This is a genomic window from Sphingomonas asaccharolytica NBRC 15499 (assembly GCF_001598355.1).
GTDB classification, from domain to species: domain Bacteria; phylum Pseudomonadota; class Alphaproteobacteria; order Sphingomonadales; family Sphingomonadaceae; genus Sphingomonas; species Sphingomonas asaccharolytica.
Genome location: NZ_BCYU01000075.1, coordinates 1 through 21397 on the forward strand (window position 1 = coordinate 1; position 21397 = coordinate 21397).

Annotated in this window: 24 protein-coding genes and 1 riboswitch; of the genes, 15 read left to right on the top strand and 9 right to left on the bottom strand. The window is 65.6% G+C overall.

Going from position 1 to position 21397, the window contains the following annotated elements; translation table 11 throughout:
• The first annotated feature begins 129 nt into the window (after window positions 1-129).
• Complete coding sequence (locus tag SAS01S_RS17295) at window positions 130-681, top strand: peroxiredoxin (protein WP_066811524.1); 552 nt, start codon at window positions 130-132, stop codon at window positions 679-681.
• 186 nt (window positions 682-867) lie between these two features.
• A complete protein-coding gene (locus SAS01S_RS17300; RefSeq protein WP_245656969.1) occupies window positions 868-1944 on the top strand; it encodes a GGDEF domain-containing protein in 1077 nt (358 codons plus the stop codon).
• A 401-nt stretch (window positions 1945-2345) separates the two neighbouring features.
• Here the strand turns inward: SAS01S_RS17300 and SAS01S_RS17305 are convergent, their stop codons facing one another.
• Both SAS01S_RS17305 and SAS01S_RS17310 read right to left on the bottom strand, forming a co-directional pair.
• A complete protein-coding gene (locus tag SAS01S_RS17305; protein ID WP_066811528.1) occupies window positions 2346-3212 on the bottom strand; it encodes an alpha/beta hydrolase in 867 nt (288 codons plus the stop codon).
• A 36-nt stretch (window positions 3213-3248) separates the two neighbouring features.
• A complete protein-coding gene (locus SAS01S_RS17310; protein WP_066811535.1) occupies window positions 3249-5069 on the bottom strand; it encodes an ABCB family ABC transporter ATP-binding protein/permease in 1821 nt (606 codons plus the stop codon).
• 80 nt (window positions 5070-5149) lie between these two features.
• Between SAS01S_RS17310 and SAS01S_RS17315 the strand changes: the two genes are divergently transcribed.
• Window positions 5150-5383 (top strand): hypothetical protein, encoded by a 234-nt coding sequence (locus SAS01S_RS17315; protein WP_066811536.1) that lies wholly within the window; start codon window positions 5150-5152, stop codon window positions 5381-5383.
• A gap of 58 nt (window positions 5384-5441) precedes the next feature.
• A complete protein-coding gene (locus SAS01S_RS17320; RefSeq protein WP_066811538.1) occupies window positions 5442-5855 on the top strand; it encodes a hypothetical protein in 414 nt (137 codons plus the stop codon).
• Here the strand turns inward: SAS01S_RS17320 and SAS01S_RS17325 are convergent.
• The 6 genes from SAS01S_RS17325 to SAS01S_RS17350 form a co-directional block, all read right to left on the bottom strand.
• Window positions 5844-6044, bottom strand: a complete 201-nt coding sequence (locus SAS01S_RS17325; protein ID WP_157082879.1) for a hypothetical protein — start codon at window positions 6042-6044, stop codon at window positions 5844-5846. The genes SAS01S_RS17320 and SAS01S_RS17325 overlap by 12 nt on opposite strands.
• Before the next feature lie 74 nt (window positions 6045-6118).
• On the bottom strand, window positions 6119-7075 hold the full coding sequence (locus SAS01S_RS17330; protein ID WP_066811541.1) for a phytoene/squalene synthase family protein: 957 nt from the start codon (window positions 7073-7075) through the stop codon (window positions 6119-6121).
• A gap of 37 nt (window positions 7076-7112) precedes the next feature.
• Window positions 7113-7694 (bottom strand): LOG family protein, encoded by a 582-nt coding sequence (locus SAS01S_RS17335; RefSeq protein ID WP_066811543.1) that lies wholly within the window; start codon window positions 7692-7694, stop codon window positions 7113-7115.
• A gap of 238 nt (window positions 7695-7932) precedes the next feature.
• Window positions 7933-9408 carry a phytoene desaturase gene (locus tag SAS01S_RS17340; protein ID WP_066811546.1) on the bottom strand — a complete coding sequence of 492 codons (1476 nt, stop codon included), beginning with the start codon at window positions 9406-9408 and terminating at the stop codon, window positions 7933-7935.
• Window positions 9405-10565 (bottom strand): lycopene beta-cyclase CrtY, encoded by a 1161-nt coding sequence (gene crtY / locus SAS01S_RS17345; protein ID WP_066811548.1) that lies wholly within the window; start codon window positions 10563-10565, stop codon window positions 9405-9407. The genes SAS01S_RS17340 and crtY overlap by 4 nt, the downstream gene beginning before the upstream one ends.
• A gap of 88 nt (window positions 10566-10653) precedes the next feature.
• Entirely contained in the window at window positions 10654-11265 is a 612-nt protein-coding gene (locus SAS01S_RS17350) for a glutathione binding-like protein (protein ID WP_066811550.1), read from the bottom strand.
• A gap of 76 nt (window positions 11266-11341) precedes the next feature.
• Here SAS01S_RS17350 and SAS01S_RS17355 point away from each other — a divergent pair, with 76 nt between their 5' ends.
• From SAS01S_RS17355 to SAS01S_RS17380, 6 genes are all read left to right on the top strand, one after another.
• Window positions 11342-11941, top strand: coding sequence for a TetR/AcrR family transcriptional regulator (locus SAS01S_RS17355; protein ID WP_169804980.1), 600 nt, complete (start codon window positions 11342-11344; stop codon window positions 11939-11941).
• 84 nt (window positions 11942-12025) lie between these two features.
• On the top strand, window positions 12026-12445 hold the full coding sequence (locus tag SAS01S_RS17360) for a VOC family protein (RefSeq protein WP_066811554.1): 420 nt from the start codon (window positions 12026-12028) through the stop codon (window positions 12443-12445).
• 30 nt (window positions 12446-12475) lie between these two features.
• Entirely contained in the window at window positions 12476-13252 is a 777-nt protein-coding gene (locus SAS01S_RS17365) for a sterol desaturase family protein (RefSeq protein WP_066811572.1), read from the top strand.
• Window positions 13197-13607 (top strand): DUF2141 domain-containing protein, encoded by a 411-nt coding sequence (locus tag SAS01S_RS17370; RefSeq protein WP_245656971.1) that lies wholly within the window; start codon window positions 13197-13199, stop codon window positions 13605-13607. The genes SAS01S_RS17365 and SAS01S_RS17370 overlap by 56 nt, the downstream gene beginning before the upstream one ends.
• Before the next feature lie 73 nt (window positions 13608-13680).
• Entirely contained in the window at window positions 13681-14541 is an 861-nt protein-coding gene (locus tag SAS01S_RS17375; RefSeq protein WP_245656973.1) for a MipA/OmpV family protein, read from the top strand.
• A gap of 191 nt (window positions 14542-14732) precedes the next feature.
• On the top strand, window positions 14733-15449 hold the full coding sequence (locus tag SAS01S_RS17380) for a Crp/Fnr family transcriptional regulator (RefSeq protein ID WP_245656975.1): 717 nt from the start codon (window positions 14733-14735) through the stop codon (window positions 15447-15449).
• A gap of 10 nt (window positions 15450-15459) precedes the next feature.
• Here the strand turns inward: SAS01S_RS17380 and SAS01S_RS17385 are convergent, their stop codons facing one another.
• Window positions 15460-15822 carry a response regulator gene (locus tag SAS01S_RS17385; RefSeq protein ID WP_066811558.1) on the bottom strand — a complete coding sequence of 121 codons (363 nt, stop codon included), beginning with the start codon at window positions 15820-15822 and terminating at the stop codon, window positions 15460-15462.
• Between the two features lie 361 nt (window positions 15823-16183).
• Here SAS01S_RS17385 and SAS01S_RS17395 point away from each other — a divergent pair, with 361 nt between their 5' ends.
• The 5 genes from SAS01S_RS17395 to SAS01S_RS17415 all read left to right on the top strand — a co-directional run bounded on the left by SAS01S_RS17395 (window position 16184) and on the right by SAS01S_RS17415 (window position 21385).
• A complete protein-coding gene (locus tag SAS01S_RS17395; RefSeq protein WP_066811578.1) occupies window positions 16184-17143 on the top strand; it encodes a ferritin-like domain-containing protein in 960 nt (319 codons plus the stop codon).
• Between the two features lie 23 nt (window positions 17144-17166).
• The gene (locus tag SAS01S_RS17400; protein WP_066811564.1) at window positions 17167-18195 is read left to right on the top strand and encodes a ferritin-like domain-containing protein; all 1029 of its coding nucleotides are present in this window, start codon (window positions 17167-17169) and stop codon (window positions 18193-18195) included.
• 90 nt (window positions 18196-18285) lie between these two features.
• Window positions 18286-18395: riboswitch (TPP riboswitch) on the top strand.
• Window positions 18396-18434: 39 nt separating this feature from the next.
• On the top strand, window positions 18435-20294 hold the full coding sequence (gene thiC / locus SAS01S_RS17405; RefSeq protein ID WP_066811566.1) for a phosphomethylpyrimidine synthase ThiC: 1860 nt from the start codon (window positions 18435-18437) through the stop codon (window positions 20292-20294).
• 2 nt (window positions 20295-20296) lie between these two features.
• Window positions 20297-20878 carry a hypothetical protein gene (locus SAS01S_RS17410; RefSeq protein WP_066811568.1) on the top strand — a complete coding sequence of 194 codons (582 nt, stop codon included), beginning with the start codon at window positions 20297-20299 and terminating at the stop codon, window positions 20876-20878.
• Window positions 20879-20968: 90 nt separating this feature from the next.
• Window positions 20969-21385, top strand: coding sequence for a VOC family protein (locus SAS01S_RS17415; protein WP_066811570.1), 417 nt, complete (start codon window positions 20969-20971; stop codon window positions 21383-21385).
• Window positions 21386-21397: the final 12 nt, after the last annotated feature.

A 21397-nucleotide genomic window follows, 5' to 3' on the forward strand; every position in this document is an offset into this window, starting at 1 on the left:
CTCACAGCTCACTTCGAGCCCCCTTCAAGCGACAGGCCGAGCCCCATCTCCGCTCTGGCGTCCACCACCCCACGGGTCTAGGAACGGCTGGCCTTGCCGCCCCCTGCTCTATCCTTCGGAGAGTCGTCCATGCGCCTGCCGCTTCGCCTTCTTCCCCTTTCGCTCGCCCTGATCGCGGTGCCTGCCGTCGCGGCGCTGTCGACCGGCGCCGCCGCGCCCGACTTCAACACCCGCGGCGCGATCAACGGCAAGGTCTTCCGCCTGCATCTGGCCGATCAGCTCAAGAAGGGGCCGGTCGTGCTCTACTTCTTCCCGGCCGCCTATACGTCGGGCTGCAATGCCGAGGCGCACGAATTCTCCGAACATATCGACGAGTTCAAGGCCGCCGGCGCGACCGTCATCGGCATGTCGACCGATGCCGTGCCGACTTTGGTCAAATTCTCGACCGAGAAATGCGCCGGCAAATTCCCGGTGGCGAGCGCGGGGCCGCGCATCGTCAGCGCCTATGACGTCGCGCTCGGCAAGCAATTCACCGATCCCAAGACGGGCAAGGCGCGCGACATCACCAACCGCACCAGCTACGTGATCGGCCGCGACGGCAAGATCAGGTTCGTCCATTCGGACCTGTCGTACGTCGATCACGTCAAGCTGACCCTGGATGCGGTCAAGGCGCTGAAATAGAGTCCTTGCAGCTTCTTCCGCAGCAGTTTCAGCCTTGCTGAAACAGCCTCCACGACAACGGCGCTCGCCATCCTCGCCAAAACGGACAGGTAGTCTGCGCCGACAGCTACCTATAAACGCGATCTTAGCCTCTCGGGTTTAGGACTTTGCCATCGCCCAGGTGCGATTGTGGCAAGGGAGCGGACGGTGGCGAGCGCCGTAGAGAATTCATCCAAGGCCTCCGATCGGCTCTACGCCGCGATCGGCGAATTCCTTGCGCGGCACCGCCTGAGCGTCGATCCGGCGCATTATGCCTTTGCCCACAAAGTGTTGAGCGACCCGCGCGGGCCGCTGGCTGCCGCGGTAGCGCGCATCACCGATGGCGGCGTGCGGCTGAGCTCGCGCGATATCGAAGAGCTTGGCGGCAGGGCGGTGATAGGGGCCCCGGCGACCGCGGGCGGCGATTCGGCGCCCAATCCTTCCTCGCCGCCGCAGCTCACGGTCGTCGCCGACAACACCAAGACCCAGTCGCTGGTCGCGCGGGCACAGATGCAGGTCGAGGATTTCGGCGACACGGTGCGGGCGATGCATGCCGATGCGCGCGGGTTCGGCCAGGATCTGCGCGCCTCGCGCGACGCGATCCGCGATGCGCGCGATGCCCGCGACGGCAGCGCGATCGACGAAGTCGTCCGCATGGCGAGCTCGATGCTCGACCGCGTCTCGTCGGCCGAGGCCAAATTGCAGGAAGCGACCCACGAGGCCGACCGGCTTCGCCACGAGCTCGAGCAAGCGCGCGACGATGCGCGCCGCGACCCGCTGACCGGCCTGCCCAATCGCCGCGCGTTCGAGGACGCCTTTGCCGCGGCGGTCGCCGATGGTGCCAATATCTGCGTCGCGATCTGCGACGTCGACAAGTTCAAGTCGGTCAACGACCGGTTTGGCCATGCGGTCGGCGATCGCGTGCTGAAGGCGATCGCCGAGGCGCTGCGTATGGGCTGCGACGAGCATCTCGTCGCGCGCTTCGGTGGCGAGGAATTCGTCGTGATGTTCACCGGGCTGGCCCCGGCCGACGCATTGTCCACGCTCGAGGGCGCGCGCGCCGCGGTCGCCGCCAAGCGCTATCGCCTGCGCGAAACCGACGCGCCGCTGGGCGCGGTGACCTTCTCCGCGGGGCTCACCCCGGTCGAGCAGGGCGACACGCTCGGCTCGGCCATGGGCCGCGCGGACCGGCTGCTTTACGCCGCCAAGGAAGACGGTCGCAATTGTATCCAATCGGATTGGTAATATTACCCGACAAGTGGTGAAAATAGCGGATTACTACCAGCAAAATACGCCATTCTGCGCTTTCCGAAAATTACTAATCTAGCAATATCAATTGCTTATAAAACTGGCACGCTCCCTGCAATCCAGTTGGCATGGTCGTCGGACGGTCCGATAGCCATCCAAAATAGGGAGTTAAGATCATGTCGCTTCGTTTCGCTTCGGCTCAGCAGGTTGCGGTTTCGGTGTTCAGCGCGCTCGTGTGCACCATGCTTCTCGTCAACGCCGCCACCTCGTTCGTCCCCGTCGCCTGACCGGGACGCACCCCTCCGCGGCGAGCAGAAGGGGTAGGCAAGCCAGCTCGCCAACCGGCGACCGCGATAGGGCGGTCGCACCGGGGCCGGGAAACGGTCCCTTCTTTTTATCTAGCGTCCGAGCAGGAAGGTCAGCGGGATATCGACCCGCGCCTGCCAGGCGCGCTCGCTATGTTCGGCGCCGGGAAACGCCCGGCTGACCCAGGCACCGCCACGCGGTCCGGCCGCCGCGTCGAGCTTGTGCTGGAACGGCTCGATCGACCCGTCATTGGTCCCGGTGCCATAATCGAAATAGAGCCGCGCGGTCCGGGGCGGCAGATGCGCCGCGAACCAGCGCTCGGCGAACCCGTCGCCGATCGGCCAGGAGGTCGACAGGCACGCCGCCGCGCCGAACACCCTGGGATAGCGCGTCACCGCATAGGCAGAGATCAGCCCGCCCATGCTCGACCCCATCAGCATTGTATCCCGCGGCCCGCGCAAGGTCCTATAGCGGCGATCGATCAGCGGCTTGAGCTCGGTCGCGAGGAACTTGACGTACGCGTCGCCAACGATCTTGGCGCGTTCGACCGGCAGCTTCTTGAACGGATCGGCCGAACCCGGATCGCCCTTCGCTCCCAGCGTCGGCACCGCGGCTTGCGGCATATATTCGCCCAGCCGGTTGTCGTTGTTCCACACCGCGACCAGGATCGCCGAGCGCACCTTGTTCGCCGCGATCAGGCGGTCGAGCGCGCGATGCACTTCCCAGCTCTTGCCCGAAAAGGGTGAGGGCGTGTCGTACACATTCTGCCCGTCGTGAAGATAGAGCACGGGGTAGCGCTGCTTGGAGGTCGCGTAGCCAGGCGGCAGCCAGATTTGCACCGTCCGCGCGGGGACGAACTTGGATTGGACGGTGATCGGCGGCTGCAGGCCGTCGGCGGGATCGGCGAGGGCCGGTGTGGCGACGAGCGCGAGAATGAAAGCGAGGATCAGACGGATCATGCGCGCATTGACCGCGTAACCGCCGCTTGCGTCAACCTATTCCGCCGCCAGCGCTTCCTGCCGTTCCTGCGCCTGACGGGCCCACATATCGGCATAAAGGCCGCCCCTGCGCAACAGCTCGGCATGCGTGCCGCGTTCGGCGACCAGACCGTTGTCGAGCACGACGATCTGGTCGGCATGGACCACGGTCGACAAGCGATGGGCGATGACGATGGTGGTCCGCCCGCGCTCGATCGCCTGGAGCGTGTCGAGAATCTCGGCCTCGGTGCGGCTGTCTAGCGCGCTGGTCGCTTCGTCGAGGATCAGGATCGGCGGGTCCTTGAGCAGGGTGCGCGCGATCGCCACGCGCTGCTTCTCGCCGCCCGACAATTTCAAGCCGCGCTCGCCGACCCGCGTCTCGTACTGATCGGGCTGGCGCTCGATGAACCCGGCGATCGCAGCACCCCTGGCCGCGCGCACGATTTCCTCTTCGCCGGCGCCTTCGCGGCCATAAGCGATATTGTAGCCGATCGTGTCGTTGAACAGCACCGTATCCTGCGGGACGATACCGATCGCGGCGCGTAAGGAGGTTTGCGTGACCTGACCGATATCCTGGCCGTCGATCGTGATCCGCCCGCCGGTCAGATCGTAGAAACGGTACATCAGCCGCGCGAGCGTCGACTTGCCCGCGCCCGAGGGGCCGACCACCGCCAGCGTGTGGCCCGCCGGCACGTCGAGATCGATTCCCTTCAAGATGTCGCGCCCGGGCTCGTAGCCGAAATGCACGTCCTCGAAGCGGACATGGCCGCGGTCAACGATCAGCGGGTTGGCGTCGGGCGCATCGACGATCTCCGCGCCGGTATCGAGCAGGTCGAACATCGCCGCCATGTCGACCACGCCCTGGCGGATCGTGCGATAGACCATGCCAAGCAGGTCGAGCGGGCGGAACAATTGGGTGAGCAGGGTCGACACCAGCACCAGCTGGCCGGGCGTGAAGCGGCCGCTGCTCCATCCGTACACGACCAGGCCCATGCCGAACGCCATCATGACATTGGTGATCAGGCTTTGCCCGATATTGAGCCATGCTAGGCTGTTCTCGCTCTTGACCGCGGCATTGGCATAAGCGTTGACCGCACCTTCGTAGCGCTTCGCCTCGCGATCCTCCGCGCCGAAATATTTGACCGTCTCGAAATTGAGCAGCGAATCGACGGCATGCGCCACCGCCCCGGTATCGAGGTCGTTCATCCGCATCCTGAGCGCATTGCGCCAGTCGGTCACCCAGCGCGTGAACGCGATGTAGATGACGACCATCGCCAGCGTCCCGACCACCAGCCAGCTGCCGAATCTACTGCCGAAAATCTGCACGACCATCGCCAGCTCGAGCACGGTCGGCGCGATGTTGAACAACAGGAAATAGAGCATCGTGTCGATGCTCTTGGTGCCGCGCTCGACCACCTTGGTGACCGCGCCCGTCCGCCGCTCGAGATGGAATCGCAGCGACAGGCGATGAAGGTGACGGAAGACGTCGGCGGCGAGCCGGCGCGTCGCATCCTGCCCGACGCGCTCGAACACGACGTTGCGCAGGTTGTCGAACATCACCGACCCGAACCGCGCCGCGGCGTAACCGATCACCAATGCCATCGCCAACATGGTCAAGTTCGGCGCCTGGACCTTGCCGGCCATCGTATCGATCGCGCCCTGGAGCGCGAACGGCGCGCCATAGACCTGGACGATTTTCGACAGCACGACGAATCCCATCGCGCCGACGATGCGCACCTTCAGTCCCAGCGCGTTGGCGGGCCACAGATAGGGGAGGAAGCGCCGAAGCGTCGGGATCAGCGGGCGATCCTTGGTCGGCGGGAGTTCGGTGGGCGGCATCGCCGCTTTATGTAGGGTGCCGCACGCGTTCAGGGAACCGTCGTCATGCGCCAGGGATTATAGGCGCGACGGAGGACGACATGAATTCTGTATTCTACGTCATCGCGATCATGGGCTGCGGCGATGGCCAGACGCAATGCGCGCAACAGCGGATCGAGCCGATCCGTTATTATAGCGCGGCGCAGTGCCGGGCAGCGATGCCGGCGGCTTTGATCCGCAATACCGATTTGGATTATCCAACGGTCACCGCGGCGTGCCGCCAGGTCGGCCAGTCGATGGCCGACAATAACAAGGCGCAAGCGCGCCGCAGCTAAGCTGGTGCGGACCGCACCCCACCTGTAATGATGGCCCTGGAATTGGCCGGGGGACGTCATGCGCAGGATTGTCGGGACTGTCGTCGGGCTGGTGCTGGCCGTCGCGTTGATAGATGGCGCGTGGGAGCTCGCGGAGCGCTGGTTCCCCGCCGCGATCGCGGCTGATGCCAGCGATCAGGAGATGCTCGCGCGCTTCGTCATGGCGATGCCGCTCGCCGGTCAGGCGATCATCGCCGCCGGTTGGCTGCTCGCCGGCGTGGTCGGCGCGTTCGCGGCGTTGCGGATCGGGCAATGGCGCCCCGGCGGCTGGATCGTCGCGTTGGTCGTGGTGGCCGACGGCGTGTGGAACTTGACCCAGCTCGCCCAGCCATGGTGGTTGCGGGGCGCGACCCTGATCCTGCCGCTATTGGGCGCGTGGCTCGCCGAGCGGCATTTTCACCGCGCGCGGCCGGGCGATCCCTTAATCAGCTAATTCCACGTCCGCACCGCGCCGGATCGGCAACGACCAGCGGATCTGGTCGCGCAGCATCGCCTCGAGGTCTTCGGCGCCGACATTGTGCGCGGCGGCGCGTTTCCTGAGCAAGGTCAGTAACAGCCCAGCGCGCGTCGGCGGCGGCACCGGCTCGGCACGGCCGCGCTGCAGGGTACGCGCGAACTTCACGGACAACATCGTCATATTGGGTAAGTTAGGCTGTCCGGCTTGCCGAGTCCTGACCGGACGCCCTTTACGCACCGCTAACTACGTGGCCGCACCCACAAATCCGGATCCCGCGGGGCCGCGGGATAGAGGCGCCTGCGCTGCACCGCCTGGCCGAGCGCTCGCGCGATCCAGCCGATCTTGGCGGCGGCCGAGGTGCCGGCGCGATGATCCCAGGCGTGGTCGCCGCGCGCCACCACTTCGCGCCCGATGGCACCGTAGATGCCCGCCGCCGCGAGCACCGCCCAGGCCGATCGCAGGCCGAGCCGCCGCGTGCCGACGCGCGCGCTCGCCTCGAACGCCGCCGCCCGCTCGACCAGGCGGCGCGCCAGCACCGTCAGGCGGGGGCGGAAAGGCGGCTTCATATGCTGGCCGGGCGGCATGTCCATCTCGACCAGCCATTCCTCGGGCAAGTAACAGCGCCCGCCGCGGTCATCTTCCTCGACGTCGCGCGCGATATTGGCGAGCTGGAACGCCATGCCGAGGTCGCAGGCGCGATCGAGCGTGTCCTCGTCGTCCGGCGACACCCCCATCGCGATCGCCATCATGCAGCCGACCGCGCCGGCGACATGGTAGCAATAACGATAGAGGTCGTTCTCGCTGCGTGGCCCCCACTCCTCCAGGTCGAGGCGGAATCCCTCGATCAGATCGTGCGCGAAACGGTGCGGCAGCCGGGTCTCGGCGGCGACGATGCGGAGCGCGTCGAACGCCGGGTCGCCGACCGTCTCGCCGGCCAGCGCCGCGGCGGTCAGCCGGCGGATCAGCGTTAGCCGCGCGGCGGGATCGGGAACGACCGAGAGGTCATGGCCGAATTCCTGCCCGTCGGCGAGGTCGTCGCAGCGCCGGCACCAGGCGTAAAGCAGCCAGGCATGCTCGCGGGTCTTGCGATCGAACAGCAGGGACGCGGCGGCGAAACTCTTCGATCCGCGGGCGATCGCTTCGTGTGCCGTGGCGACGATCGCCGCGCGGCTGGGAAGATCGCCGCTTGCGCTCACGTCCCCGTCCGGTCGCGTCGGGCGGAGGATGGGACGGTCACAGGTCTTTCGCGCCGATCTGTCCGATCGTGGTGGCGGGCTGAAACGCCGCCATCTTGTCGAGCAATTCGCCCAACGTGTTCGCGACGATCAGCAGTCCCTGGTGCTGCGGGCGGACGAAGCCGACCCGCGCCATCGTCTCCCAGAATTGGATCAGCCCGTCATAATAGCCATCGAGGTTGAGCAGCCCGACCGGCTTGGCGTGATAGCCGATCTGCGCCCAGCTCAGCGCTTCCCACAATTCGTCCATCGTGCCCGTCCCGCCGGGCAAGGTGACGAAGCCGTCCGACAGATCAGTGAAGGCCTGTTTGCGCTGGTGCATCGTGCCGACGACATGAAGTTCGGTCAGGCCCTTATGCGCGACCTCGGCCGCGACCAAAGCCTCGGGAATGATCCCGATCACTTCGCCACCCGCGGCCAGCGCCGAATCGGCGATCGCGCCCATCAGCCCCAGCCGTCCGCCGCCATAGACGACGCCGATCCCGCGCTCGGCGAGCGTCCGCCCGACCTCGCGGGCGTTATCGACATAGCGCGGATCGCTGGGCGAGGCGGAGCCGCAATAGACGGCGAGACGGTTCATCAAAATTCCTCCCCGGAACGGGGAGGGGGACCGCTCGGCGCAGCCGAGTGGTGGAGGGGGCCCAGCCCCAAACGAGCAACCGGAGAGAAGGTGACGGAAGGATGGGCCCTCTCCACCAAGCCGCTTCGCGCCTTGCGTTGGGGCGAGATCGTGTCCCCCGGACACGATCTTGGCCAGCCGGGGGCTGGCCAAAGCCCCACCGCCCTCCCCGCGCCGGGGAGGAATTTTGCGTTCCAGCTCATTTCTGCTCCAGCATCAGCTTGGCGGTCGCCTTGGCGCTCATCACCACGCCGGGAATGCCCGCGCCAGGGTGCGTGCCGGCGCCGACGAAATAGAGATTGGGGATGTTCGAGTCGCGATTATGGACGCGGAAATAGGCGGACTGGGTCAGGATCGGCTCGAGGCTGAAGGCGCTGCCGAGATGCGCGTTCAAATCGTGCGCGAAATCCGACGGGGCGTAGCTGAACTTGGTGACGATCCGCTCGTGGATATCGGGAATCAGCCGCGCCCCGATCTCATCGAGGATGCGCTTTTCCAGGATCGGGCCGATCTCTGCCCAGTCGACCGGGAACTTGCCGAGATGCGGAACCGGGGCGAGCGCGTAGAAGGTCGAGTGCCCCTCGGGCGCCATCGTCGGATCGGTCACGGTCGGATGATGGAGGTAGAGCGAGAAATCCTCGGCCAGCACGCCATGATCGTAAATGTCGGCGAGCAATTCGCGATAGCGCGGTCCGAACAGGATCATGTGGTGGGGGATGCCCGGCCAGCTGCCCTTGATGCCGAAATGGACGACGAACAAAGACGGCGACCAGCGCTTGCGCTCGAGCCGGCCAACACTGCGCTGCGCGCTGCGCGATCCCGCCAGCAAGTCGCGATAGGAATGCATCACATCGGCATTGGTCGCCACCGCATCGGCCTCGCCCGACCAGCCGCTCGCGGTGGTGACGCCGGTCGCGCGATCGCCCAGCGTCGCGATCGTCGCCACCGGGTCGCCGAGCCGCAAGGTCCCGCCCAGCCGCTCGAACAAGGCGACCATGCCGGCGACCAATTTGTTGGTTCCACCGCGCGCAAACCACACGCCGCCATCGCGTTCGAGCTTGTGGATCAGCGCATAGAGCGCGCTGGTCGTTATCGGATTGCCGCCGACCAGCAAGGTGTGGAAGCTCAGCGCCTGGCGCAGTTTCTCGTTCTTCACGAAGCCCGAGACGATCGAATAGACCGATCGCCACGCCTGGTAGCGCATCAGCGCGGGCGCGGCGGCGACCATCTGGCCGAAATCGAGGAACGCGGCCGAACCGAGCTTCTCATAGCCTTCGTGATAGACATGGCCCGAATAATCTAGGAACCGCCGGTATCCGGCGACGTCGTCGGTATTGAGCCGCGCGATCTCGGCATGGAGCTGGGCGTCGTCGTTCGAATAATCGAAGCTGGTGCCGTCGCGCCAGTTGAGCCGATAGAAAGGCATTACCGGCATCAGGTCGACATCGGCCGCGATATTCTGCCCGGTCAGGCTCCATAATTCGCGCAGCGCCGCTGGATCGGTGATGACGGTCGGACCGGCATCGAAGGTGAATCCGTCTTTTTGCCAAAAATAGGCGCGACCGCCGGGCTTGTCGCGCGCTTCGACGATGATCGTCTCGACCCCGGCCGACTGCAGCCGGATGGCGAGGGCGAGCCCGCCGAAGCCGGCGCCGACGACGATCGCGCGCTTCATGCGTGCTGCCTGCGGATCGCCGCGATCGCGCGGCCGACCGGCACCGGCGGCTTGCCGGTCAGGATGCGGGCCTTGTCCATCACGCTCGATCGTCCGGCATAGAACCGTCCTATAAGGCCCGGACCCAGCCGGTAAAAGCGTTCGAGGATGCGGTATCGCTCTTCGGGCTCGGCGGCGCGGAACAGCATCGCGTCGAGCGTACGGTAAAAAGCGCGGTCGGCCCAGGCGCCGCTCGCCATTCCATAGGTCAAATCGTACAGCGCCGGGGTCGACAGATCGCTCACCGTGGCGATCCGTGCCGCGAGCCGTATCGCATCGGGCAGCGAATAGCCGGTGGTCGGGTGGAACAGCCCGGCGCGCAGTCCTGCCTTGGGCACCCTGACCCCGCCGGCGCGCCAGAAAGCGTCGAAATCGCCGCCGATCGCGACCGGCAGCGCGCCGCTTTCCTCGCGCGATACCGCTTCGGTCACCCAGCCGCGACCAAGCGCATAGTCCTGGATGCGGTCGACCAGGACATCGCGATCGATCGTCGGCGTGTCGCTGTAATACGTGTCCTCGACGAACATCCGCGTCGCGGTGAAGGGCAGCGAATAGACGAAGCGATAGCCGTCGATCTGCTCGACCGTCGCGTCCATGATCGTCGGCCGCGTCACCTCATGCGGTTGGCTCAACAGCAATTCGCGCCCGACGAATTTCTGCCAGCCGAGGTCGAGCGACGACATGTCGCCCGGGCCGCGCGCGTCGATAATCCCCTTGGCCTCGATCCGGTCGCCGTCCGCCAGCACCACCGCGGTGGTGCCGACCGCCAGCGCTTTCTGCGCGATCAACTGGCCCGGCGCGAGACTGGCGCGCACGACGCGATCGAAGCGCTCGGATTCGATCGAATAATAACTGGTCGGAAGCGTCCGGGCATGCGCCGGAAAGGCGACCTCGTAACCGCGCCAGCCATAGGAGACGAGGGGTGCTGCGAGCCAGCGATCCTCTTTCGCGACGTCGCGGTCGAAGAACGACCAGACATGGTCGCCGCCGATCTGCGGGCTCGCCTCGATCAGCCTGAGGTCGAGGTCGGGGCGCTTCCTGCGCAGGGCAAGCGCGATCAGGCCGCCCGCCAACCCTCCGCCGACAATCGCAAGGTCACAATCGATTTGGCCTGCCATCGGCTTGCGCTACCCGTTTTGGACGGGAGCGCAACCCTTTGGGCCAGGCCTGGCAAATAGGCTGTGGAAAGATGCCGGATCGGGACGATCAAGCCGCCTGGCGCAGCGGCATCTCGGTCGCCATCGCCGCGGCGACCGATGGCCGCGCGCGCATCGCGGCGCGCCACGCCTTCAGCACCGGCCAATTCTCCAGGCTCAGTCCGGCATATTCGGTCCAGTTGAGCACCGCGAGCAGATAGGCGTCGGCGACCGAAAAGCTGCCGAGCAGATAGCTGCGCCCGGTCAGATGCGTTTCGAGCAGACCGAAGCGCTTCTCGACCAGCTGCCGCGACCAGTCGCGCGCACCCTCGGTCGAGCTCCGCGACATCAACGGCGCGAACACCCCTTTGTGGATCTCGGTCGAGATGAAGTTGAGCCATTTGGTCAGCTCATACCGCTCGCGCGTGTAAGGCGCCGGCGCCAGCACGCCCTCGGCGGCGAGGTCGGCGATATAGGTCAGCACCGCCGGCCCCTCGGTCAGCGTCACGCTGCCCGCTTCCATCGCCGGGACATAGCCCATCGGGCTGATATCGGTGAAGACGCGGCCATCGGGCAGCGCGCCATTCGGCACGACCTGAACGAAATCGGCGTCCAGTTCGGCTTCGTTGATCGCGATGCGAGTCGCCAGGCTGCACGCGAACGGGATGAAATAGAGCTTCATGACGATCCTCCTGGGGGCTTGTTTATTTTTGTACTAATCCGCATAAATGTATCTCGCGTCAAGGATTGTTTGCGAGTTGGTACAAAAATCAGACCAGATAGCGCGGCGGCGTGGCCGGCCGCGCGGTTTCGATACCGGGGAGGTGCTGGGCGCCGCCACCGAGCGCTTCCGCACGCGCGGTTATGCTGGGACCTCGCTCGACGATCTGGTCGACGCGACCGGACTGCAGCGCCCCAGCCTCTATGCCGCGTTCGGCGACAAGCGCGCGCTCTATCTGGCCACGCTCGACCGTACGATCGAGCGCGCCGGGCGCGGTTTCGATCAGCTGATCGCGGCGGATTTGCCGATCAGGCAGAGCCTGCAGGCGATGTTCCGCACGATCGTCGACGGCTATCTGACCGGGGAGACCGGGCCGTCGGGCTGCATCATGGTGTCGACCTCCGCCACCAGCGCGGTCGACGATGCCGAGATTCGCGCGCGGCTGGCGGCATTCCTCAAGATGGAGGACGACCGGATCGAGGAGTTGCTGGTCGCGCGCGGCGACCCCGCGGCACGCGCCCATGCCCGCGTCGCGACCGCGGTGATCCACTCGCTCAGCGTCCGCGCCCGCGCCGGCGCGCCGCGCGCCGAACTCGAGGCGCTGGCCGCCGATTGCGTGGCATTGATCGCCGGATGACGGCAAGCCTCCCCACCCGCGAGCGGGAGGGGAATCAACACATTCACCCTTTCGTCCAATCCCACCCGAGCCTAACATCCCTCCATGACCAATCTCGATGACTGGCGGATCGACCATAGCGGGATCGGCGTGGCGGATGTCGCCGCGTCGGCGCGCTTCTACGATGCCGTTCTAGGGGCGCTGAGCCTGCAGCCGCTCGTCCGCATCTCGACCGCCAAGACGCCGTTCGCCGAACGCGACGACCTCGGCGGCGTCGGCTATGGCGCGTCGTTCCCGATCTTCTGGATCGATTGCTTCCATCTCGCCGGCGTCCACCAGCACACCGCGTTCCGCGCGCGCAGCCGCGACGAGGTCGACGCCTTCCACGCCGCGGCGCTCGCGGCGGGTGGCAAGGACAACGACCCACCGGGCCTGCGCACCCGGGGTTATCCTCCGGGCTATTACGCCGCGTTCGTGCTCGATCCCGACGGCAACAATATCGAAGCCGTGTTCCGGGACGGTTGATTGGTCGCCATCGCGCTTTCCGCCGTCGCGATGACGCTGATCGTCGGCATTCGCTACCTGATCAGCAGCGGCGCCTTCGCGCTCGCGACGCGCGCGGTGCGGCCGGGACTCTATGCCGGGCTCGACGCGCAGATCCGGCGAGAGATCGCCTGGAGTCTCGCCTCGGCGGCGATCTACGGCCTTCCCGCCGGCGTGGTCGCCTGGGGGTGGCAGAACCGCGGATGGACGCGGATTTACAGCGATCTCCACGCCTTCCCGCTCTGGTATCTGCCGCTGTCGGTGCAGTTCTACCTCCTGGTGCACGACACCTGGTTCTACTGGACGCATCGCTGGATGCACCAGCCGGCGCCGTTCCGGATGGCGCATGCCGTCCACCATGCCAGCCGGCCGCCGACTGCCTGGGCGGCGATGGCGTTCCACCCGATCGAGGCACTGACCGGGGCAATCGTCATTCCGGCGCTTGTCTTCGTGATTCCGATCCATATCGGCGCTTTGGCCTTTGTGCTTGGAATCATGACGCTTATGGGAGTGACCAACCATATGGGCTGGGAAATCTTCCCGCGCTTCATGTGGCGGGGACCATTGGGGGCATGGCTGATCACCGCGAGCCATCATCAACGGCATCATGCCGAGTATAGGTGCAATTATGGCCTTTATTTCCGCTTCTGGGATCGCCTCTGCGGCACCGACCGCGGGGTCGGCGGGTTCGCGCGCGGCGAAGGCCGGCGCCCTGCTGGTGCTGGGCGCGCTGTTGCCGGCGACGGTTCCGGCCGCCAGCCCAGCCGCGAGCCTGGTCGGGAGCCTTGAGATCGATGTCGCCGGGATGCGCTCGGCGCGGGGGTTGATCCGCATCTGCCTGACCGCCGATCCCAGGAACTTTCCCGGCTGCGTCGATGACAAGCACGCCGTCACGCGATCGGTCCCGGCGAGTCAGCTCATCATCAGGTTCGACGATCTGCCGCCGGGTAAGTACGCCGCCGCGCTGATCCATGACGAGAATTCGAACGCGAAGCTCGACACATTGTTGGGTATTCCGCGCGAAGGCTTCGGATTCAGCCGTAATCCGCCGATCGGGTTCGGCCCGCCGCGCTTCGCCGCCGCCGAATTCGCGCTGGGCGGCGTTGCCGAAACGCAACAGGTGACGATGCGCTATATGCTTTAGTATCTGGGGCATGGACACAAAACGCCCGGGTGGCGTTGCTTTACCCAAACGTCATCCTGATCGGAGCCTGCCTGTGCGTCTTTTGCTGCTTGCCCCCGCCTTGTTGCTCGCCGCGCCCGCTTTCGCGCAGGACACTGGAGCGCCGCCGGCCCCCGCCGCGCCGGAACAGCTCGATACCGGGCGGGACAATGTCACGATCGGTGCCGGCGCGGTCTACACGCCCGACTACGAAGGCGCCGATCATTCCGGCTTTTCCGTCGCGCCGGTGGTGATCGGATCGGTATCGGGGTTCAATTTCCAGCTGATCGGCAATCGCGCCTCGATCGACCTCATCCCCAACAAGCCCGGTCCCAATTGGGATATTCAGGCGGGGCCGATCGCCGTGCTCGACCTCAACCGCTCGGCGCTGTCGTATATCGACGACCCCCGCGTTCGCGCGCTCGGCAAGCGCGACCGCTCGCTGGAGGTCGGCGGCTATGTCGGCATCGGCAAGACCGGCGTGATCACCAGCCAGTACGACCAATTGTCGGTGTCGGTCAGCTATCGCAAGGGCGTCACCGGAGCCCAGCGCGGCGCGATCTGGTCGCCGACGATCAATTATATGACCCCGCTCAGCCGCAAGGCCGCGGTCGGGCTGTTCGCCTCGGCCGAGCATGCCGACCGCAAATATGGCCGCGCTTATTTCGACGTCGATGCGGCTGGCAGCCTGGCCAGCGGCCTGCCCCAGTTCAACACCCGCGCCGGCTGGAAGAACTGGTCCGCGGGCGGTTTCGTCACGGTGTCGCTGACCGGCGACCTGCTCCACGGCTTCAAGCTGCTGGCCGGCGGCAGCTACAAGCGCATGCTCAACGATTTCGCCGATTCCCCGATCGTCTCGATCGCCGGCAGCCGCGACCAGTGGATGGGCGGCGCCGGGATTGCCTATACATTCTGAACCACCGGCCCCGAATGCCACCCATGTTAAGATGTTTTCGCATTCTGGATTAGGACCAGATGCCAAACTAGGCTAAGGATGCTTCATCACCGACCGTCTAGACGCATATCGGTGGCTGAGAGACTTGCGCGCGCTCCCGCCTGAGGGAGCACACCATTTTGACCAGCCCAGAGCGTTTGACGCTCCAACCCTTGATCGACAAATTGCAATTCTGGGCGCCGCTGAGCGATGCCGACGAAGCGGCGGTGCGCGCGCTCCCGGTCACCTTCCGGCGCCTCAAGGCCGGACATTATGTCGTCTGGGACGGCGACCGGCCGCAGCATAGCTGCCTGTTGATCCACGGCTTCGCCTATCGCCACAAGATCGTGCGCGAAGGCAAGAAACAGATTTTCTCGCTGCACATGGATGGCGACCTGGTCGACCTGCAAAATTCGCTGCTCGGCCGCGCCGATCACAATGTCGAAATGCTGACCGATTGCGACGTCGCGCTGATTCCGGTCGATGCGATCCGCAAGATCGCGTTCGATCGCCCGTCGGTCGGCATGGCCATGTGGTACGAAACGCTCGTCGAGGGATCGATCTTCCGCGAATGGATCGCCAATATCGGCCGGCGCGACGCGCGAACCCGCATCGCCCACCTGATCTGCGAATTCGCGATGCGGCTGAAGGCAGCCAAGCTCGGCACGCCCGAAGGCTTCATGATCCCGATGAGTCAGGAATGGATCTCGGACGCGGTGAGCTTGACCTCGGTACACGTCAATCGCGTGCTGAAGGCGTTGCAGGCCGATGGCGTGATCCATCGCTCGCGCCGCTGGATCGAGGTTCGCGACTGGGATGGCCTGGTCGAGGCCGGCGATTTCAACCCGGCCTATCTCCATCTCGATCAGGTGCATCCCGCCGCGATCTAGGTCAGCTTTTTCAATGGCCCCTGATGCGGTCGACCAGGAGGGCCAGCACGGTGATCGCTCGCGCCGGTTTCAGGATCATGGGAAGCTGGGGATGGGCCTGCGCGAGCGCGTCGGGCAATCCCGTACCGGTATAGATGACGACCGGCGTGCCGCGGTCGATCAGGCGGAGCGCCAGCGGTGTGACGTCGCGATCAAGCAGATTGGCGTCAAGAATCGCGCCTGCGATCTGCTCCTGATCGACGCGGATCAACGCCTCCGCCACGCTCGTGATCGGCCCGACCACGCGGCCGTCGAAACTCTCGACGATCTCGCAGAGCTCGAGCGCGATCAGCGGCTGGTCCTCGACGATCAGGATGGGCAGGCGGCCGAGCATAATGTCTCCCGAGAGCGGGAGCGCCAAGTCTCTCAGTCGGGGATGCTCGCGAAAACGACCCGATCCGCCGCCAACAATCCCAATCTCGATTTGTTTCGAATCCTATCGTGGATTAAATTTAGGGCTCGCGATCCGCGCAGGAACAGCCCGATACCGGCGCCGCGCGTCGCGACTTTTCCGCGGCCTGCAAAAATAAATTGGCCATCGCGTGCATCCGCGAAGATCGCCGCCTCGTACCTGTTGCACCGGCGCTCCATGGCGGGGCGTGCGGCGCGGTGCATTGGGGCATCGCCTGTCGTTCACACGCCCTGCCAACTCAGCCGTGAAGGAGTGCCCGCTACCCGAACAGAGAGGATGAATGATGGCAGACGATCTGCAAGTGATCGACGTGCTGGACGCTCGCGTCAAACGACGTGGCGAACGGCGCGACTTCTTCAAATCTGCCATCGGAGCCGCCGCGGTCGGCGCCGGGATGATGGCCGTCGGACGCCCGGCTTTCGCGCAAAGCGTGACTGACGCCGACGTGCTCAACTTCGCGCTCAACCTCGAATATCTCGAGGCTCAATTCTATTCCTACGCCGCGACGGGTATGGGACTTCCCGCCAACATGCTCGACGGCACCGGCACGCAAGGCGGCGTCGTCGGCGGGACGAAAGTCAATTTCACCGACCCGGTCGTTTCCGCCTACGCCCAGGAAATCGCCAAGGACGAGGTCGCGCACGTCGCTTTTCTGCGCTCCGCCTTGGGCGTCGCCAAAGTCGCTCAGCCGGCGATCGATGTCGGCGGGACCGATCCCAACGGCGCCTTCAGCACCGCGGCGCGGGCCGCAGGACTGGTGGGGCCGGGAGTCGCCTTCAATCCTTATGCCAATGACGAGAATTTCCTGCTCGGCGCGTTCATCTTCGAAGATGTCGGGGTAACCGCATATAAGGGCGCCGCGCCGCTGATCACCAACAAGACCTATCTCGAGGCGGCCGCGGGCATCCTCGCGGTCGAGGCTTATCATGCGGCGATCGTGCGCACGACGCTCTACGGCAAGGGAATTGCGACCCCGAGCCTGCGCACCGCGGCGGACCTGATCTCCAATGCGCGCGACAGCCTGGATGGGTCGAGCGACGACGATCAGGGCATCTCGCCGGTCGGCGGACTGGGCGGCACGGGGTCGAACATCGTCCCGCTGGACGCCAACGGCCTCGCCTACAGCCGGACGACAGGCCAGGTGCTCAACATCGTCTACCTCAACAAGAATGCCGTCGGCATGGGCGGCTTTTTCCCGGCGGGGGTCAACGGCCTCATCAAGACCAGCGCCAACAACGCCTGACAGCGAGCGAAAGGAGATTTGCTATGATCGAACAGACCAAAGCGCTCGCCCTCATCGAGGCGACCGAAGCACGCCGGGCCGACAGGCGGCGATTCCTGACCATGGCGGGCGGCGGCGCCGCGGCGCTTGGCGGGCTCGCCTTGCTGTCGGGATGTGGCGACAACAACGATTCATCCTCGTCGATGCCGCCGTCGTCGCCGACACCGTCGCCGACCCCCGCGCCGACACCGACCGCGGTGACCGATGTCGACATCCTCAATTTCGCGCTGAACCTCGAATATCTCGAGGCGCAATTCTATAGCTATGCGGTGACCGGCGCGGGCCTGCCCGCCAACCAGCTCACCGGCAGCGGCGTGCAGGGCACTGTGACCGGCGGCCGGGCAGTGCCGTTCACCGATCCGGTGGTGCAGCAATATGCCCGCGAGATCGCGGGGGACGAAACCGCGCACGTCGCTTTCCTGCGCAGCGCGATCGCCTCGGCCGGCGGACAGGCGGTGGCGCAACCGGCGATCAACATCGACGGCGGCATGGCGGGCGCCTTTACGGCGGCGGCCCGCGCGGCCGGCGTGATCGGCCCGGCCGATACGTTCGACCCTTATGCCAGCGACGAAAACTTCCTGCTCGGCGCGTTCATCTTCGAGGATGTCGGGGTGACCGCGTACAAGGGCGCCGCGCCGCTGATCAGCAACAAGACCTATCTCGAGGCGGCCGCCGGCATTCTCGCTGCGGAAGCCTATCATGCCGGACTGGTGCGGACGGTGCTCTATCGCAAGGGGATCGCCAACCCGTCGCTCAAGCTGATCGAGAATGCCGGCAAGATCAGCGACGTGCGTGATGCGGTCGATGGTGCGGATGATCTCGACCAGGGAATCGCCAGTCCCGATGGTGGCGTCACCTCCAACATCGTGCCGACCGACGCCAACGGTCTCGCCTTCAGCCGCAACACCGGCCAGGTGCTCAACATCGTCTATCTGTCCAAGTCGATGCTGTCGTCGGGCGGGTTCTTCCCGGCGGGCGTCAACGGCACGCTTCGGGTCAGCGCCGCAAGCTGATCCTCGTCCGCATTGAACTCCTGACCTGGGCCGCGCGACACCCCTTTATCGCGCGGCCCTTTCTTTTCCCCCCGCAAGCGCCTAGCGTGCCCGCCATCCCCGGGGGACCGCTACGTCGCGGTTGAGAGGGAGGCCGCAGCCTCCGACCCGCTGAACCTGATCCGGTTGAGACCGGCGGAGGGAGTGGGCGGTTTTCACTCGAAATCCGTGTCCTCGCTCCGACAATGGAGTGAGTTTGCATGGCCGACATCCCCGCGCGTACCGAAATCGGCGTGACCACCGGCCCCATCCGGGGCAGCCGCAAGATCCATGTCGGTCGGTTCAAGGTCGCGATGCGCGAGATCGACCTCGATCCCAGTTGTGATGAGCCGCCGCTGCGCGTCTATGACACGTCGGGTCCCTATACCGACCCCAATGCCAGGATCGACATTCAGGCCGGCCTGCCCAATCTGCGCCGTGAGTGGATCGACGCGCGCGGCGATGTCGAAAGCTATGACGCGCGGCACCTCAAGCCCGAGGATAACGGCCAGCTCGGTCCCGATCGCTCGGGCGGCGTCGATCCCTTCCCCAATGTGGTCAAGCGCCCGTTGCGCGCCAAGCCGGGGATGAACGTCAGCCAGATGCATTATGCCCGCCGCGGCATCATCACGCCCGAGATGGAATATGTCGCCGAGCGCGAGAATCTCGGCCGCGCCCGCCTCGCCGAATATGTCCGCGACGGTCAGGATTGGGGCGCCGCCATCCCCGATTACGTCACGCCCGAATTCGTCCGTGACGAAATCGCCCGCGGCCGCGCGATCATCCCCAACAACATCAACCACCCCGAATCCGAGCCGATGGCGATCGGCCGCAATTTCCTGGTCAAGATCAACGCCAATATCGGCAATTCGGCGGTCGCCTCCAACGTCGCCGCCGAAGTCGACAAGATGGTCTGGTCGATCCGCTGGGGCGCCGACACGGTCATGGACCTGTCGACCGGGCGCAACATCCACGACACCCGCGAATGGATCATCCGCAACTCGCCGGTGCCGATCGGCACCGTGCCGATCTATCAGGCGCTGGAAAAGGTCGGTGGCGTCGCCGAGGACCTGACCTGGGAAATCTTCCGCGACACGCTGATCGAACAGGCCGAACAGGGCGTCGACTATTTCACCATCCACGCCGGCGTCCGGCTGCCGTACGTGCCGCTGACTGCCAAGCGCGTCACCGGCATCGTCAGCCGCGGCGGATCGATCATGGCGAAATGGTGCCTGTCGCACCACAAGGAGAGCTTCCTCTACGAGCGGTTCGACGAGATCACCGAGATCATGAAGGCGTATGACATCGCCTATTCACTGGGCGATGGCCTGCGCCCCGGATCGATCGCCGACGCCAATGACGAAGCGCAATTCGCCGAGCTTTATACGTTGGGCGAACTGACCAAGCGCGCCTGGGCGCAGGACGTCCAGGTGATGATCGAGGGCCCCGGCCACGTGCCGATGCACAAGATCAAGGAGAATATGGACAAGCAGCTGGAAGCGTGTGGCGAGGCGCCGTTCTACACGCTCGGGCCGCTGACCACCGACATCGCGCCGGGGTACGACCATATCACCAGCGGCATCGGCGCCGCGATGATCGGCTGGTATGGCACGGCGATGCTTTGCTACGTCACGCCCAAGGAGCATCTCGGCCTGCCCGACCGCGACGACGTCAAGGTCGGCGTGGTGACCTACAAGCTCGCCGCCCACGCCGCCGATCTCGCCAAGGGCCATCCGGCCGCCAAGATGCGCGATGATGCGCTGAGCCGCGCCCGCTTCGAATTCCGCTGGAGGGATCAGTTCAACCTGTCGCTCGATCCCGACACGGCGGAGCAATATCACGACCAGACCTTGCCCGCGGAAGGCGCCAAGACCGCGCATTTCTGCTCGATGTGCGGGCCCAAATTCTGCTCGATGAAGATTACGCAGGAAGTGCGCGACTTCGCGGCGAAGCAGAATTCGGGGGCGGAGACGTTCATTGCCGCCGAGGAAGCCGAGGCTGGGATGGCGAAGATGAGCGAGCTGTACAACGAGACCGGGCGGGAGTTGTACATGGGTGCTGGGGGGCGGGAGCACGATTGACGGTGACTGACCCGCCCAGTTTCCGCGCGATCCGGCATAAGAGCCTGGCCGCGGCGGGGCTGGGTGCGGCGGGCGTCGATGCCAGTCTGGTTGGCGATACGCTCGTCCTGCGCGGGACGGGGGGCGGGCAAGTCATGATACCGCTCGCCTCGATTGCCCGGCTGCGTGTCGGTTACGAGCAGAACAAATATGCGGGCAATCTCTACCGGATGACGGTCTGGACCAGCGCGGCGCCAGGAGCGCTGACGCTGGCTACGATCCAGGATGACGAAGCCGACTACGCCGCGATCGCGCGCGCGATTGCCGCGGCGGTCGAGCACACGCGCGGCCCGGGCGCGGTCGAGGGCGGGCTCGGCTGGTTGGTGGCGTTGGCGGGGCCGCTGTGGATCGTGTCCGGGCTCGCCTTCGGCACCTTTGCCGTGAACAGCGAGCAGGAGGGGCACAGTTCGCTGCTCGCCGATGCGCTCATGATGGCGGCGATCGGCGCGCCGATCCTGGCGATCATCCTGTGGTTCTTCTTCCGGCCCTATCGTCCGCGGCGGCTGAGCGGGCTATCGGACCTCGACCGCTTTCTGCCGAGGTGAGCCGGGTGATGGTGGTCCGTTAGGTCTGGCAAAACGAACGGGGCGGCGGCTATCGGTCCTAACCACAATCGCCATGACCGGAAATCCCGAATGCCTCATCTTGCCCACATCGCCCTTGTCGTGCGCGACTATGACGAAGCGATCGCTTTCTATGTCGGCAAGCTCGGCTTCACCCTGGTCGAGGACACGTATCAGCCCGAGCAGGACAAACGTTGGGTAACGATCCGCCCGCCCGGTGCATCGCGCGATGCGACGACGATCCTGCTCGCACGCGCTTCCAACGAACATCAGGCGAAATATATCGGCGATCAGGCTGGCGGGAGGGTGTTCCTGTTCCTGGCGACCGACGATTTCGATCGCGACCATGCCGCCTTCACTGCTGCCGGGGTCGAGTGGGTGCGGCCGCCGGCGACCTATGATTACGGTCGGGTGGCGGTGTTCAAGGACCTGTACGGCAATTTGTGGGATCTGGTGCAGTTCGCGGCGGGGCATCCGGGCCCGGCCTAAATCCTCCCCGGC

Coding starts and splice junctions, on each gene's coding strand:
- SAS01S_RS17295 (WP_066811524.1), top strand. CDS start 130: ATGCGCCTGCCGCTTCGCCTTCTTCCCCTTTCGCTCGCCCTGATCGCG.
- SAS01S_RS17305 (WP_066811528.1), bottom strand. CDS start 3,212: ATGATCCGTCTGATCCTCGCTTTCATTCTCGCGCTCGTCGCCACACCG.
- SAS01S_RS17310 (WP_066811535.1), bottom strand. CDS start 5,069: ATGCCGCCCACCGAACTCCCGCCGACCAAGGATCGCCCGCTGATCCCG.
- SAS01S_RS17315 (WP_066811536.1), top strand. CDS start 5,150: ATGAATTCTGTATTCTACGTCATCGCGATCATGGGCTGCGGCGATGGC.
- SAS01S_RS17320 (WP_066811538.1), top strand. CDS start 5,442: ATGCGCAGGATTGTCGGGACTGTCGTCGGGCTGGTGCTGGCCGTCGCG.
- SAS01S_RS17335 (WP_066811543.1), bottom strand. CDS start 7,694: ATGAACCGTCTCGCCGTCTATTGCGGCTCCGCCTCGCCCAGCGATCCG.
- SAS01S_RS17340 (WP_066811546.1), bottom strand. CDS start 9,408: ATGAAGCGCGCGATCGTCGTCGGCGCCGGCTTCGGCGGGCTCGCCCTC.
- crtY (WP_066811548.1), bottom strand. CDS start 10,565: ATGGCAGGCCAAATCGATTGTGACCTTGCGATTGTCGGCGGAGGGTTG.
- SAS01S_RS17350 (WP_066811550.1), bottom strand. CDS start 11,265: ATGAAGCTCTATTTCATCCCGTTCGCGTGCAGCCTGGCGACTCGCATC.
- SAS01S_RS17360 (WP_066811554.1), top strand. CDS start 12,026: ATGACCAATCTCGATGACTGGCGGATCGACCATAGCGGGATCGGCGTG.
- SAS01S_RS17365 (WP_066811572.1), top strand. CDS start 12,476: ATGACGCTGATCGTCGGCATTCGCTACCTGATCAGCAGCGGCGCCTTC.
- SAS01S_RS17385 (WP_066811558.1), bottom strand. CDS start 15,822: ATGCTCGGCCGCCTGCCCATCCTGATCGTCGAGGACCAGCCGCTGATC.
- SAS01S_RS17395 (WP_066811578.1), top strand. CDS start 16,184: ATGGCAGACGATCTGCAAGTGATCGACGTGCTGGACGCTCGCGTCAAA.
- SAS01S_RS17400 (WP_066811564.1), top strand. CDS start 17,167: ATGATCGAACAGACCAAAGCGCTCGCCCTCATCGAGGCGACCGAAGCA.
- thiC (WP_066811566.1), top strand. CDS start 18,435: ATGGCCGACATCCCCGCGCGTACCGAAATCGGCGTGACCACCGGCCCC.
- SAS01S_RS17415 (WP_066811570.1), top strand. CDS start 20,969: ATGCCTCATCTTGCCCACATCGCCCTTGTCGTGCGCGACTATGACGAA.